The sequence below is a fragment of the Polaromonas sp. genome, from assembly GCF_012927455.1.
Classification (GTDB): Bacteria; Pseudomonadota; Gammaproteobacteria; order Burkholderiales; family Burkholderiaceae_C; genus Polaromonas.
In genome coordinates, this window is sequence record NZ_JABBPE010000001.1 from 67922 (window position 1) to 82462 (window position 14541).

15 protein-coding genes are annotated in these 14541 nt (G+C 56.3%); 7 read left to right on the forward strand and 8 right to left on the reverse strand.

Going from position 1 to position 14541, the window contains the following annotated elements; genetic code table 11:
* Window positions 1–29 precede the first annotated feature (29 nt).
* From aceK to HHJ18_RS00390, 6 genes are all read right to left on the reverse strand, one after another.
* Window positions 30–1907 carry a bifunctional isocitrate dehydrogenase kinase/phosphatase gene (aceK, locus tag HHJ18_RS00365; protein ID WP_296910377.1) on the reverse strand — a complete coding sequence of 626 codons (1878 nt, stop codon included), beginning with the start codon at window positions 1905–1907 and terminating at the stop codon, window positions 30–32.
* Window positions 1908–1909: 2 nt separating this feature from the next.
* Window positions 1910–2584 (reverse strand): carbonate dehydratase, encoded by a 675-nt coding sequence (gene can / locus HHJ18_RS00370; protein ID WP_296910380.1) that lies wholly within the window; start codon window positions 2582–2584, stop codon window positions 1910–1912.
* Between the two features lie 22 nt (window positions 2585–2606).
* Window positions 2607–3788, reverse strand: a complete 1182-nt coding sequence (locus HHJ18_RS00375) for an isovaleryl-CoA dehydrogenase (RefSeq protein WP_296910382.1) — start codon at window positions 3786–3788, stop codon at window positions 2607–2609.
* A 39-nt stretch (window positions 3789–3827) separates the two neighbouring features.
* The gene (locus HHJ18_RS00380) at window positions 3828–4271 is read right to left on the reverse strand and encodes a PaaI family thioesterase (protein ID WP_296910384.1); all 444 of its coding nucleotides are present in this window, start codon (window positions 4269–4271) and stop codon (window positions 3828–3830) included.
* Window positions 4272–4351: 80 nt separating this feature from the next.
* The gene (locus tag HHJ18_RS00385) at window positions 4352–4747 is read right to left on the reverse strand and encodes a MerR family DNA-binding transcriptional regulator (protein ID WP_296910386.1); all 396 of its coding nucleotides are present in this window, start codon (window positions 4745–4747) and stop codon (window positions 4352–4354) included.
* Window positions 4748–4941: 194 nt separating this feature from the next.
* Window positions 4942–5928, reverse strand: coding sequence for an MBL fold metallo-hydrolase (locus HHJ18_RS00390; RefSeq protein ID WP_296910388.1), 987 nt, complete (start codon window positions 5926–5928; stop codon window positions 4942–4944).
* A gap of 93 nt (window positions 5929–6021) precedes the next feature.
* Here HHJ18_RS00390 and HHJ18_RS00395 point away from each other — a divergent pair, with 93 nt between their 5' ends.
* Both HHJ18_RS00395 and HHJ18_RS00400 read left to right on the forward strand, forming a co-directional pair.
* Window positions 6022–6372, forward strand: a complete 351-nt coding sequence (locus HHJ18_RS00395) for a hypothetical protein (RefSeq protein WP_296910391.1) — start codon at window positions 6022–6024, stop codon at window positions 6370–6372.
* A gap of 52 nt (window positions 6373–6424) precedes the next feature.
* Window positions 6425–6907, forward strand: a complete 483-nt coding sequence (locus HHJ18_RS00400; RefSeq protein ID WP_296910392.1) for a DUF3280 domain-containing protein — start codon at window positions 6425–6427, stop codon at window positions 6905–6907.
* Window positions 6908–6987: 80 nt separating this feature from the next.
* Here HHJ18_RS00400 and HHJ18_RS00405 read toward each other — a convergent pair whose 3' ends face one another.
* Both HHJ18_RS00405 and HHJ18_RS00410 read right to left on the reverse strand, forming a co-directional pair.
* Window positions 6988–7815 (reverse strand): quinoprotein dehydrogenase-associated SoxYZ-like carrier, encoded by an 828-nt coding sequence (locus tag HHJ18_RS00405; protein ID WP_296910394.1) that lies wholly within the window; start codon window positions 7813–7815, stop codon window positions 6988–6990.
* 21 nt (window positions 7816–7836) lie between these two features.
* Window positions 7837–8883 carry a quinoprotein relay system zinc metallohydrolase 2 gene (locus HHJ18_RS00410; RefSeq protein ID WP_296910396.1) on the reverse strand — a complete coding sequence of 349 codons (1047 nt, stop codon included), beginning with the start codon at window positions 8881–8883 and terminating at the stop codon, window positions 7837–7839.
* Window positions 8884–9251: 368 nt separating this feature from the next.
* On the opposite strand from HHJ18_RS00410, the gene HHJ18_RS00415 reads away from it, so the two are divergent.
* From HHJ18_RS00415 to HHJ18_RS00435, 5 genes are all read left to right on the forward strand, one after another.
* Window positions 9252–11081 (forward strand): methanol/ethanol family PQQ-dependent dehydrogenase, encoded by a 1830-nt coding sequence (locus HHJ18_RS00415; RefSeq protein WP_296910398.1) that lies wholly within the window; start codon window positions 9252–9254, stop codon window positions 11079–11081.
* A gap of 176 nt (window positions 11082–11257) precedes the next feature.
* Window positions 11258–11731 (forward strand): cytochrome c, encoded by a 474-nt coding sequence (locus tag HHJ18_RS00420; protein WP_296910400.1) that lies wholly within the window; start codon window positions 11258–11260, stop codon window positions 11729–11731.
* A 49-nt stretch (window positions 11732–11780) separates the two neighbouring features.
* A complete protein-coding gene (locus HHJ18_RS00425) occupies window positions 11781–12674 on the forward strand; it encodes a quinoprotein dehydrogenase-associated putative ABC transporter substrate-binding protein (protein WP_296910403.1) in 894 nt (297 codons plus the stop codon).
* A gap of 71 nt (window positions 12675–12745) precedes the next feature.
* Window positions 12746–13435, forward strand: a complete 690-nt coding sequence (locus HHJ18_RS00430) for a hypothetical protein (RefSeq protein WP_296910405.1) — start codon at window positions 12746–12748, stop codon at window positions 13433–13435.
* Window positions 13436–13495: 60 nt separating this feature from the next.
* A complete protein-coding gene (locus HHJ18_RS00435) occupies window positions 13496–14527 on the forward strand; it encodes an ATP-grasp domain-containing protein (RefSeq protein WP_296910407.1) in 1032 nt (343 codons plus the stop codon).
* The last annotated feature ends 14 nt before the right edge of the window (window positions 14528–14541 follow it).

Here is a 14541-nt window from a genome sequence, read left to right on the forward strand (position 1 = left end):
CGAAGTGAACGAACGTGGGGGCAACATAATCAGCGGGTCATGCCGCTCAAGCCGGTCAGCAACGGCCCCGGGGGTAACTCGGTCAGTACCTCCTCATCCGGCGTGCCAGGCGCATGCAGCTTGATGAAGCGCTTTTCGCGTTCGTAGGGAAACACATCGTAGACATGGCCGGCCCGAATGCGTGCCTGGTGGGTCTGCCAAAACGTGGCCTCCAGCAAGTCGCCGTGGTGCTTCATGAAGACTTCACGCACCGCATCGTTGCCCAGCAGGAATGGGCCGAATGTTTCAGGAAACACATCCTTGGGTCCGACCGAATACCAGACCTCGCCGCTCATCTCTTCTTCTTCATTGCGCGGCGTCGGCACCTTGCGAAATTTGCAGTCGGTGATGTATTCGATTTCGTCGTAGTCGTAGAAAACCACTTTGCCGTGGCGCGTGATGCCAAAATTTTTCCACAGCATGTCGCCCGGAAAGATGTTGGCCGCCACCAGGTCTTTGATGGCGTTGCCGTACTCGACCACCGCGCGCTCGATCTGGTCCCTGGCGGCGGGTTCGGTCACGCCGACATCGAAGGCTTCCTGCAGGTAGATATTCAGCGGAATCATGCGCCGCTCGATGTACACATGCTTGATGATGACTTCCATGTTGCCGTCGCCGTCGCGGTCGCTTATTTCTATCTGGCTGGGCGCGAATTCCCTGATTTCAGCAATCAGCTCTTCACTGAAGCGTTTCAGTGGAAAGGCGACTTCGCTGTACTCCTGCGTGTCGGCCATGCGGCCGACACGGTCATGCTGTTTGACCAGCAGATACTTGCCCTTGATCTGCTCGCGCGTGGTGTCTTTTTGCGGCGGGTAGTAGTCCTTGATGACCTTGAAGACATAGGGAAACGAGGGCAGATCAAACACCAGCATGACCATTCCCTTGATGCCGGGCGCAATGCGGAACTGGTCGGTGGAGTGACGCAGGTGGTACAAAAAATCGCGGTAAAAAAGTGTCTTGCCCTGCTTGGCCAGGCCCAGCGCGTTGTAGATTTCAGCGCGCGGCATCCGCGGCATCATGCTGCGTAAAAATTGCACATAAGCCGAGGGGATGCTCATTTCCACCATGAAATAAGCACGCGCAAAGCTGAACAGGATCAGCAGGTCGTCTTCGCCGAACAGCGCGGCGTCTATGACCAGTTTTCCGCCAGCGTCGTGCAGCAACGGCAACGCAAACGGCAGCTCGTTAAAGCCGTTGATCATTTTTCCAACGACGTAAGCACCCTTGTTGCGAAAAAACAGGCTTGATAGCACCTGGATCTGGAAATTGGCGCGCAGCTTCACGTCCTTGAGGCGCTCGCTCAAAGCCTCCACGACGTAACCAGCATCGCGCTCGATGTTGTCAAATTCAAGCCGCAAATCAAATGCACGCACCAGGCTGACGATGCACTCGTGCATGTTGTCGCGGGCCGGATAGTAGGCGCGGTAGGTCGGTCGCGCCGTCGGCTCGTCGTTTTCGATGTATTCGGTGCTGACGGCCGGCCGGACAAAAATGAAGTCGTTCTGAAAATAGCTGCGGTGCAGGATTTTGCAGGTGACGGAATTAAAAAAAGTCTCGGCCAGTTCAGGCTGCTGATGATTGACCAGCAACCCGATGTAGTGCAGCTTGACCTGGTGCCAGACATCCATGGGCTGCTCGCCGGCCTTGAATTCGCGCTCTAGCCGCGTCGTGGCTTCGCGCACCCGCAGGTCGTAAAACTCGATGCGCTCGCGCTGGGCGCGTTGCTGACCGTGCCAGTCAGCCGTTTCAAAGCGGTGCTTGGCACGCGCCGATTCGGTACGAAACAACTGATAGTGGCGGTTGAACCCGTCCATCATCGCCTTGGCGATTTCATAAGCGACCGTGGAGTCAAGGCGTTGCGGAAACATGGCTAGTCCTTGCGCCCGTTGGCATTCCAGATGTCCCAGACCCGGTCAACCGCCTTGCGGTACACGGCGTCGATCTCTTCAGTCTTCGAGACGCTCATTTGCAGGTCCTGCAGCAGCCCGTCGTGCACGCCAAACGACCAGCCGTGAACGGCGACTTTCTGGCCTCTGGCCCAGGCATCAACTATGACGGTGCTGACTGACACATTGACCACCTGCTCGATCACGTTGATGTCGCATAGGGCATTCGCACGCACGTCGTCTGGCAGGCTGTCGAGCAGCTGGCGGTGGCGGTGCCGTACGTCCTGAATATGACGAATCCAGTTGTCCGCCAGGCCGATGCGCGCGCCTTCCAGCGCGGCCTGCACGCCGGAGCAACCATAATGGCCGACGACCATAATGTCCTGCACCTTGAGGCGCTCCACCGCGAACTGGATTGCCGAAAGCGCATTGAGATCGGAATGCACCACGATGTTGGCAACGTTGCGGTGAACAAACACCTCGCCTGGCTCCAGCCCGGTGATCTGGTTGGCAGGAACGCGGCTGTCGGAGCAGCCGATCCACATGTACTTGGGCGTTTGCTGCTTGACCAGACCGGTGAAAAAGCCCGGCCGCTCGGCTTCCATGCGCGCGGCCCAGGCGCGGTTGTGGGTAAAAAGCTCTTGGATGGAAGTGGTCATAGAAGATATTTTGCCGGGCGGATTACATGGTTTCGGCAAACAACTCGCGGCCAATCAGCATGCGGCGGATTTCGCTGGTGCCGGCGCCAATTTCATAGAGCTTGGCATCGCGCCAGAGTCGGCCAAGCGGGTAGTCATTGATGTAGCCGTTGCCGCCAAAGATCTGCACGCCCTCGCCGGCCATCCATGTGGCCTTTTCGGCACACCACAAAATGACAGAAGCGCAGTCTTTGCGCACCTGGCGCACATGATCGACGCCGAGCATGTCGAGATTTTTGGCCACGGTGTAGGCAAAGGAACGCCCGGCCTGCAGCACGGTGTACATGTCGGCGACTTTGCCCTGAATCAGCTGGAATTCGCCAATGCTCTGGCCAAACTGTTTGCGGTCGTGAATGTAGGGCAAGACGCTGTCCATCACCGACTGCATGATGCCGAGCGGCCCACCAGTCAGAACGGCGCGTTCGTAGTCGAGGCCGCTCATCAGCACCTTGGCGCCGCTGTTGAGGCTACCCAGGATGTTTTGTGCCGGCACTTCAACATTGTTGAACACCAGCTCGCCGGTGTGGCTGCCGCGCATGCCCAGCTTGTCAAGTTTTTGTGCAACTGAAAAACCTGGCATGTCTTTTTCAATCAGGAAGGCGGTGACGCCGCGCGCGCCCAGCTCAGGCTCGGTCTTGGCATAGACCACCAGGGTGTCGGCGTCGGGGCCGTTGGTGATCCACATCTTGCTGCCGTTGAGCAGGTAGTGGCCGCCTTTATCCTCCGCTTTCAGTTTCATGGAAATCACGTCGCTGCCAGCACCCGGCTCGCTCATGGCCAGCGCACCGACATGCTCGCCGGAAATCAGCTTGGGCAGGTATTTTTGCCGTTGCGCTTCAGTGCCGTTGCGCTTGATCTGATTCACGCACAAATTGCTGTGCGCGCCATACGACAAACCCACGGAGGCGCTGGCACGGCTGATCTCTTCCATGGCGATCATGTGCGCCAGGTAGCCCATGCCAGAGCCGCCGTATTCTTCGCCCACCGTGATGCCGAGCACGCCGAGCGCACCCATTTTTTTCCACAGGTCCATGGGAAACTGGTCACTGCGGTCGATCTCGGCAGCGCGCGGCGCGATCTCGCTTTGGGCAAAGTCGCGCACGGCATCGCGCAAGGCATCGACGTCTTCGCCGAGTTGAAAATTGAGGCCTGGCATGTTGGTCATGATGGAGTCTTTCGCTGAAGGCTTGAGAGAGTGCGGTAATTAATAGGTCTTGGGAACGGGGACAATGGTTTGCTGCATCAGCGCGCAGGCGCTTTGCTTGCCGAGGGCATCAAGATGCATCACGTCGGCCGTGGTCACGATGATGCGTTTGCCAGCCTTTACGACGCGACCAATGGCTCGCAGCTCACCGCCCTTGAAACCGGCCAGGAAATTGATCTTGTACTCGACTGTGGTCACCTCTGAGTCGCTGGGAACCAGCGTCAGCGCGGCGTAGCCGCCGGCAATGTCGGCCAAGGCCCCCATGGCGCCGCCATGAAAGCCGCCTTGCTGCTGGTTGACGAGTTCTGAATACGGCAACGCCACTTCGCACAGCCCGGGTTCGACGCGGATCAAGCGGGCACCCAAGTGCTGCATCAGGCCCTGGCGCAAAAAACTCGCTTCGATGCGCAGGTACAACTCTGTTGGCGCGGCAGGTGCGTCCATGTCAATGCCTTTTGAAATGTGTTCGAACGGGGTTTTGCAAGCGGCGCTTAATTGACGTTTACGTAAACGTCAATTATCAACTATGTGACTTTTTCGGCCTTGCCGAGCAGCGCCTTGGCCTCTTTTTCGTGGGTGCGAATCTCATCCAGATTGGCCTGCAGGTCCACCAGCTGCGCCTCCAGCTTTTTGCGGTGCTCGGTCAGCACGGCCAGGAACTTTTTGAGCTGCGGAGCGGTGTCACGCGGGCTGTCGTAGGAGTCGATGATCTCCTTGGCCTCTACCAGAGACAGCCCCAGTCGCTTGGCGCGCAGCGTGAGCTTGAGCCGCGTCCGGTCGCGCGCCGTATACAGCCGGCTGCGCCCGCCCGGTCCCGCGCGCTGCGGCTGCAGCAGGCCCATGTCTTCGTAAAAACGCATGGCGCGCGTGGTCAGGTCAAACTCTTTGGCAAGATCGCTGATGGTGTAGTGGGTGACCATAATGAAGAGGACAGTTCGGGCAAAGGTGGCAAACTAAACAGAAGCCGAGCGCACTGAAAAACGCCTTTGACGTTTACGTAAACGTCAACTATACCGGCAATTTACCATGAGACGCTTGGGGCGCCGTGTCGACTGCCCGCTTACAGCCAGCCGACGCCAGTGGGACACGGCAGCATCCCTTGGTCAGTACGCGCTCACCGCTTATCGAAGGCCGCCTGCTCCAGTTGCAGGTACAGATGCTCCACATTCCTGCTGTGCACGGAGTGGTAGGCCAACCAGTTTTTGAACTCGGGCAACTCCGAGCGCGCACCCGCCTCACCGAGGCTTACACCCTGCTGATAGGTTTTCTCGACCGTACTTTGCAACGCTGTCAGATAACGCTCCAGCTCCTCGAGACGGGCTACCGGCGCCACCGGCCCTTCGCCCGGAACCACGACGCGGAGCGGCTGCCGCTTTAAAGCCTGCAGCGCACGCAACCAGGTCTCTATTTGCGCGTCCCGCGTATCAGGCACCCTGTCGATGGAAACCAGGCCGCCGGCAAACAGCACCTTCGAGGCGCGGTCGATCACGCCGATTGAGCCGGGCGATGAACTGCGTCCGTAGTAAACGATGTCGAGCCATCGTCCGGCGACCTTGAGGCTGGCAGGGCCTTCGATGATGCGGGTCGGCGCTACGACCTGGGTACCCTGCATTTCGTCCTTGCCAAGGATGTCATTGAGGTTTTTTAAACATTTATCGCAGCGTTGCTCAATCAGCTCGGCAGCAGCGCGGTGCGCAAGAATCGGTACACCTTGTAGCGCGAGTGCGCCATTGCCGAAGATGAACGCCGGGTGCTGATGGGTATTGATCACCAGCACGATGGGCTTGGAAGTCAGGCGCCGGACCGCCGCGAGCAACTCGGCGGCATAGCGTACGCTTGTGCCGGTATCAACCACTATCACACCCTTGTCACCGATCAGAATGCCCTGGTTGCCAACCGCGCCGCGGTTCTCCGCAGTTGCTTCGGCATGTTGATTGACCACTGCATAAACCCCAGGCGCCAGCTGCTGCGGTGACGGCATCCGTTCTTCCGCCGCCATGGCCGGCAGCACGCCAACCGCCCCGACGAGCACTAACAACATCAGAATCAATGGCAAGATTCTTGCTTGAAATTGAGAACGCTGCGCGCCTTGTTGAGTCATGGGTGACCCTTCAAAAATCCTTGCGGCTGTCGGCGGCGACAAACGCGATAACCATCGCTGTTCCATGACTGTATTTCTGTTTGGAGGAGAGGCATGCGACTTTCATCATCATTGAGCACCTTTTTGCTGCTTGCAGCAAACGCTGTGCCACTGGCGGCCTTCGCCAATGACTTCCCCACCACTTCAAGGGTCGAGTACGTGCTTGAATGCATGAAAACGCACAATGGCAAATACGAATTTCTCTACAAGTGTTCGTGTGCGGTTGATGAAATAGCCAAGCAAGTGCCCTTCGATGAATATGTCGAAATTTCGACCGCCTTGCGGCATCAGACGATGGGAGGTCAGCGCGGCGCGGAATTCCGGGACCCTGCGAATGTCAAGGAAATGGCGGGCAAATACAAAAACATCGAACGTCGGGCTGCAGATGCATGTTTCGTCAAATAATGCACGCGGGATGACGCGGCGCGGCGCCTGCCGCTACCTGCTTGCAGCCACGATGGGATCGGCGCTGTTCGTAGCGGCTGCGCAGGCAAGCACGAAAACAATCGCTTTGATGAAATTTGAACTAGTTGACGACACCGGCGATAGCGCCAGCGATGAAGCGCAAAAAGTCAGGCTGGCGATGATCAGTGAGCAGTTACGCATCGCCTTCACCGAAAATCGTCTGTACACAGTGGTAGACAACGCTCCGGCGGCTGCATTGATTGCGGACCTGGACAGTCGCTTCGCGCTACACGACTGCAACGGCTGCGATGTGGACATAGGCCGCGCCCTGGATGCTGATCGGGTTCTGACGGCTTGGGTGCAGAAAGTCAGCAATCTGATCCTGAATATCAACATACAGATTCGCGATGTAAAAACCGGCCTCATCATGCTAAACAAATCGGTCGATATCCGCGGCAATACCGATGAAAGCTGGAGCCGGGGCATTCGTTACATGGTGCGCAGCATGGTGGAAAAAAATCAGGCGAATCGCTGAATTCCCGGTGCTACAGCATCGGTTGCCGCAGCGGTTAAAAACACTTTTTTGCGGTTCCCCGCTCGACTGCTGCTATCAGGTTATTGCGGCGAAATCTTGAGCGCTGTGCTGAAGCTCAGATCGTGCGAATCCTGTACTTGTGCGGTCAATAAGCCTTCGGCCTTGGGAGTGAAATAGAAACGGAAATGCGGATTTTCACTGATTGAAAAATCAAGATCGGCCGTCATGACCGGCTTGCCCGCATAAGCAACCTCAACCTTGCGCACAAAGTGCGGAGAATCGTAGAGCCGGGTTAACTGGTTCATTGCCAGGCCGGACAGATTCGGATGGCGAATCATCAGTTGCGCCATCACCGTTTGGTTCAATTTCGGATGGTCATCAGCTGCCAACTTTATCTTACCCAGACTGATAGCAGGCTCAGAGCTTTCCTTGCCTATGGGCACCGAACAACCCCCGGACGCTTTCAAATACACCGTTGACATCGACAGCGCACCGTCGTTCATCTCGACCACGGCGCGTAGATGCGTGTACTGCTCGACCCGCACCCGGGTTTCAATATCGGCACGACCGCTTTCGGGCGTCATATGAAACACCGCCGCAACCGGCCCAGGATTGTTGTCCAGAATGAGGTGAATCGTTTTGATATATCGCTCCGAGGTCTGTGCCACCAGGGTCCTGATCGCCACCGGCACCACCGCCGCATCTTCAGCCCGTGCGGGCGCGCTCAACTCAATCAGCTTGGCACCGTTCTCATTGATGGGCCTGTCCTGAAAAAGGTGGACACGAAGTTTTAGCCAAATGGGGTTGTTCTGCGCGGACGGTGGCTGGTCGGCAGCGAACGACAACAGGGGCAACAACAGCGTGACTGCGGCAAGAAACTCACGGCGCAAGCAATCGTTCGATGTCATCTCGGATCTCCTTGTTGCAGCTCAATTTTCCCACTCCGCTTCTGTAAAAGCAACGGTCACATTGCGTGGATGAAAGGCTTCAAACAGTTGCCACTGGCCGCGCTCGGAAGCACCGACTTCGCCAACCGCCTGCTGAATCGAATGTCCGGCACGCACTGCCGCGCGCACCTCGACTTGCAGCGTACGCAAATACCGCCCTTGGGGAGCCATTGCTGCGGGCCACGTGCTGCTGACGGTGCCATGCCCGGGCACCACGCGCTTGGCCGCGATGCGACCCAAGCCCTTCATCGTTGCCAGCCATCCAGACAGCTTGCCATCGACGACGGGCACCCGCTCGCGGAACAACAAATCGCCCAGCCATAACGTGCCACTCTTTTGATCGAACACCGTCAGGTCGTTGTCGGTGTGCGATGTCGGCCATGCCCGCAGAGTCAGTTTGCGCTTGCCCAGGTCGATGGTCTGGGAAGACTTGACCATCACGTCAGGTGGAACCAGAGCGCTTTCACGAGCATGTTCGAGACCCAGCGTGCGTTCCAGATATTTGAAGTAATAGGGGTGCCGCGCCGTCATTGAAGTGGCGAGATTTCGGTGCCCCACAAAATGCGGTTTGTCGACCGTGAATGCTGCATTGCCGTACACATGATCCGGATGCCCATGGGTATTGATCACATAACAGATCGGCGCTTCCGTGCGCTTTTTGATGGCCTCGCGTAGCAAACGGCCCTCTGCAAAGCTGCCACCGCTGTCAATTACAGCAACGCATTTTTCGCCAATGATGAAACCAACGTTGGCAATTGCGCCGATATTTTCTGACGTCAACCCCTCCTCGTGCACGCCCTGATGCACAAATACGCCTGGTGCCACCTCCTCTACCGGCAAGGCACCTGCCGCAACGGCATTTACGACAGTGAACACCATATAAAAACACACACTGCGCATGACGCACTTCGAGACGCGCTTGACGAACAGCCGTGTGCGCCACCCCCGCTTTTTTTTCATATGAGATCGGTGTCCGTGTAATAAATACTGTTTTGCACTGCGCGAAAGAAATTCGTGATTTTTCATCATGAATGCATTGCATCGAAAAATCAATCCCAGAACCTTCCCCTTGCACTTCGAGCGCCGTGCCATGAGTCGTCCGGTCGCGGACGGTCTTCACGGTGAGCCAAAGTCGTGCAGTTTCGCGCAATCCTGCCAGCGCTCCGAATGCCCAAGAATCGGAACATGTCGTCACCAGTTCTGTTCAGCTTCCAGTACAGGCATAAGTCTCCGTTTTACTGCTGGCGCCCTTGGTAAAACATGACTTCGCGACGCCAACTGTAGATGGCACGCTAAATGCTCTAAGTCATAGCCGACATGTTGTCGACTGTGAACATCTGCTGACGAAGGCCAAGCAGTTTATGTATTTCCGTATTTATTATTATTTGGAGACAAACATGTTTTTGAATGTAACCATGAGACATTTGTTGTGTGTCGCTGGAGCCGTCACTGCAAGCCATGCAGTGTGGGCGGATGCACAGCTAACCGAGGCCGCTGCAAGCCCAAAGAATTGGGCCATGCAAGCCGGCAATGAAGCCAATCACCGGTACAGCGCCTTAAAGCAAATCAACAGCGGCAACGTTAAAGACCTGCAGGTGGCGTGGACGTTCTCGACCGGCGTCTTGCGTGGTCATGAGGGGGGCCCGTTGGTCGTGGGCGACACCATGTATGTGCATAGCCCTTTCCCAAATAAGGTATTTGCGATCAATCTTGAAGACCAGAGCATGCGCTGGAAGTACGAACCCAAGCAGGATCCGACGGTGATTCCTGTTATGTGCTGCGACACGGTTAATCGGGGCGTCGCATATGGCGACGGCAAAATCTTTTTGCAACAAGCTGATACGACACTGGTTGCCCTTGATCAGAAGACAGGCAAGGAAGTCTGGAAAATAAAGAACGGCGATCCGAAGGTCGGCGAGACCAACACCAACGCACCGCATATTTTTAAAGACAAGGTTTTGACGGGCATTAGCGGTGGCGAGTTCGGCGTGCGGGGCCGCATGACAGCCTATGACATCAGAACCGGCAAGGAAGCCTGGAAAGGCTACTCGGTCGGACCGGATGCTGACATGCTGATCGACCCCAATACGACCATGACGTGGACCAACGGAAAGATGGCGCCGGTTGGCAAAGACTCGTCGCTCAAAACCTGGTCCGGTGATCAATGGAAAATAGGCGGTGGCACTACCTGGGGGTGGTTCAGCTATGACCCGGCCACCAACCTGGTCTACTATGGCACGGGCAACCCCAGCACGTGGAACCCAGCACAGCGCCCGGGGGACAACAAGTGGTCGATGACGATTTTTGCGCGTGACCTTGATACCGGCAAAGCGAAATGGGTCTATCAGATGACGCCGCATGACGAGTGGGACTACGACGGTGTCAATGAAATGATTCTTGCCGACATCAACGTCAAAGGCCAGCCGCGCAAGGCACTGGTTCATTTCGACCGCAATGGCTTCGCCTACACGCTTGACCGCGTGACAGGTGAACTGCTGGTTGCAGAGAAGTTTGACCCCACCGTGAACTGGGCGTCGCATGTTGACATGAAGACGGGTCGTCCAGCCGTGATCCCCAAATACAGTACGGCCAAGGGCGGGCCAGACGTCAACACCAAAGGGGTGTGCCCCGCGGCACTGGGTACCAAGGATCAGCAGCCCGCCGCCTACTCTCCGCTGACAGGTCTGTTCTATGTGCCTACAAACCATGTTTGCATGGACTACGAGCCCTTCAAAGTGGATTACACCGCAGGACAACCTTATGTTGGCGCCACCCTTTCGATGTTCCCCGCCACTGGCAGTCACGGCGGCATGGGGAACTTTATCGCGTGGGATGCCGGCACCGGCAAAATCGTCTGGTCCAAACCGGAGAAGTTCTCAGTCTGGAGCGGGGTGTTGGCAACCGCCGGGGATCTGACTTTCTATGGAACCCTTGAAGGCTTTATCAAGGCCACCGACAAAAACGGTAAGGACTTGTGGAAATTCAAAACACCGTCCGGCATCATTGGCAACGTGACCACCTGGGAATACAAAGGCAAGCAATATATCGGTGTGCTGTCGGGAATCGGCGGTTGGGCCGGAATCGGCATGGCAGCCGGCCTTGAGAAGGATACGGATGGTCTGGGCGCCGTCGGCGGCTACAAGGAATTGGCCAAATACACAGAACTCGGCGGCGTACTGACCGTGTTCGCAATACCCGGCATCTCGCCAATCGTCGCGGAAAAGTAAGTAACTAAGCAAATCGAATCGGCCGCCCGGCACATTCGTCGACCAGCTTTTGGGCGTGCATGTGCGAGCTGATTCGGTCGCTATTGTCTCTTTGTGGATTGCATATCAAAAACACACAGGGACTGGCGTCCGGGTTCAGCCGGCGATGTCAGTTTCCTTTTTTATTAGGATATGGGATGTTCATTCGTGCCACCGTTTTGAGCCTCAGTCTTGGGGTTTCTTTCGCAAACTTCGCAGCCACTGATAGCGCGGAAAAGCCCAATCTGACACAGCTACCGCCTGCCGCGCAAACGCCAAACGCGAGTCCAACCGCAACGGCCGCGGGCGGCGCGCTGTACACCGTTGTGGAAACGAATAAGGTCGACGCCAAGACCCTCCAAGGCTGGCGAACTTGGCGAGCGCAGGCCTGCGAGCGCTGCCACGGCCCGGCCCAGGAAGGTTTGGTCGGGCCGTCACTTGTCAACAGCCTCAAAACGCTGACCAAAGAAGAATTCGTAACAACGATCAAGATCGGGCGCGTCGACAAAGGCATGCCTAACTTCGGTGGCATTCAAAACGTGGTCGACAATCTTGACAACCTGTATGCCTACCTCAAGGGGCGATCAGACGGTGCTATAGCTGCCGGTCGTCTTGAAGCCATTGAAAAATAAGTCGACCCCCGGCACCTCCTTTTGTGCTTTCGTGTAAAGGATTCCGCTTATGTTTTCCCTGAAACTCAAGCAATTGCGCCGGACGCGATGCGCGACAAGGGCTTTGCTGGCCGGCCTGCTGGCATTTGCAACGTTTGCGCAGGCGCAAGATCAGCCTGGCAGCGAGCAGAAGGTACTGCGTGTTTGCCAGGACCCCAAGAACCTACCCATGTCCGATCAACAAGAGCACGGATTCGAAAACAGGATTGCCGCACTTTTCGCCCAAAAACTCGGCTGGAAACTGGAGCACACTTGGTATCCGCAGCGGATGGGTTTCATCCGCAATACGCTCAAGGCCAAAATACCGGATACCGATATCTTCAAGTGCGATGTCGTGACTGGCGTATCGACCGATTTTGATCTTGGCTTGGCGACCAAACCGTATTTGTTCTCGACCTATGCGCTGGCTTATGTCAAGGGCAAAGGCCTCGACGAAATTAAAACACCGGAAGACTTACTCAAGCTGAAACGGTCGACACGGGACAAGCTCAAGATCGGAATATTTGCCAGATCACCGGCCTCCGACTGGCTGCTCAAGAATGGGCTTATCGGGCAGATGGTGTCGTTTCAGCCGCAAACTGGCGATCCTGAGCAGTATCCAGGTCAGCTGATTGACCGAGAACTGGCAAGCGGCAAGATCGATGTGGCGATCGCCTGGGGACCTATAGTCGGGTACTTCGCCGATCACACCAGCGGGGCGGCAATCACAGTGGTTCCATTCCAGCCAGAAGCTGATGGCATTCGGTATGGCTTTGGTATCGCGATGGGCGTCCGCTATGGTGAAAAGGCGTTGCGCGATCAACTCAATGCACTGATCGAATCAAGTCAGTCAGAAATTGCTGCCATCCTCAAGGAATATGCCGTTCCGACGGTTCGATCACCAATCGTGGCAAGCAAACGTTGACGGCCCTCCCTCCCGAGGCGCTGATTCTGTTGCTCTGCCTTTAAACGACCACCACATCGAGGAGAAAGACTATGCAAGTACAGTTCCCGCGCTGTGCGGGTGCGGCGTTGGTTGCAATTTGTGTACTAATGGTCGCCGTGACTGGCGCTGTCCGTGCACAAGAAATTTCCCTTGCTGAAAATGTCCTTTTCCAGCGAAAACATTTCGGGAACATCAGAAATCCAACCACGCTTAACTACACCTTTCATCAAACTGCGAGTGGATCAGACGCGTTTGATGACAAGGTGTCGGTTGATATCTTGAAGCGTCACGCCGACGGTACTGCCTCGGTTGCCGCGCACTTTCTTACAGGCTCAAGAGAAATTCCTATCCCGCCGATTGATCACGCGCAAGGCAATCCGGTAATTCTTGGATTTTTAGAACGTGACATTGCCGAGATGAAGCGGCTTACCGGTGGCTCGACCAGTTATTTTCGCAAGCGAATCCGCTTGGCGTTGGCGGCGTCAGAAGTCCCTGTCAAGAAAATCAAGGTGCCTTATCGGGGGGGTAAGGTCCACGCACAGGAGATCATGATTTACCCCTACTTGGATGACCCCTTAAAAGAACGCCTGGGGAAATACGTCAGCAAGGGTTATGTTTTTATAACAAGCGAGGCTGTACCTGGCACCCTTTATCGAGTCTACACAACCATGGTGACTGCAGATGCTACACCCTCGGTGGCTACCAACATGGCAATTGCATTGGACGACAAGCCGGATTGAAGAAGAAGTTCTGAGAGGTTAGTGTGCCGGTCCATAGATATTTCACACTGGGACGGGATCGTGAAAATTTTTATTTGTCAGCATGCATGCGGCATGCCCATGGCTGGGACAACCTCGTCAGCGGCGGGTTTTCGCGGGGAAATCATGTTGCGCGCTTTACTAGCCGACATCACCCGTGCGGGGCAGAGTCAAGTCTCAGTTTTGCGCGATCCATCGCTCGGGTTCATCGATCAGCCGAATGGCACATCTATCATTCCATGGCGACATCAAGACGCAATGGAAAAGGTTGATCAATGTATTCGGGAGGCTGACGCGATCTGGCCGCTGGCGCCGGAATCGAACGGGGTATTGGAATCGATCTCTAGAAGAGTACTACTGCACAACAAGGTGCTGCTTGGCTGTAGGCCAGCAGCGATTCATTTGACTGGCAGCAAATTCCGTACGTCCCGGGCTTTGAGGGCGGCGGGCATCGCCGCAGTGCCGACTTATCACGCGCACTCCCCCCTGCCGTCAGATACGCATGCCTGGGTAGTCAAGCCAGATGACGGCGCAGGGTGTTCCGATACGCGCATTTTCTCGCCGCTCGAAGCGGCACGAAAATGGATTGCTGTACAAAAAAGCGGTGGCTACGTACTGCAACCGTATATCTCGGGACGGCCTTGCAGTTTGTCAGTTCTGTGCGGCAATGGTGACTTAGTCTTGCTAGGTTGTAATGATCAGCGGGTCGCGGTGTCAGACAACCAGTTTCATGACATGGGTAGCACGGTCAACGGCATCGAGGACGACAGCGGTGAATTGGAGCGTCTGACCCGCCGTGTGATTTCTGCGCTTCCCGATATGTGGGGCTATGTCGGGATCGATTTCATTCGCACCGATCAGGGCCCAGTGGTGCTCGAGGTAAATCCCCGAATGACTCTTTCTCATGCTGGATTGCACGCCTCCATCGGCGCCAATCCGGTCGAAATGTTGCTGGCCATGCTGCGCGATGGTCACTGGGGAGTGTCAAAGCACCAGATGAGCAGACGGCAGGTCAGCGTCGATGTCAACGCCTACCAATATCACGCTCAAGCCGCTAGCACCGTCGAGGGCTAGCTTGTCAAGCAATG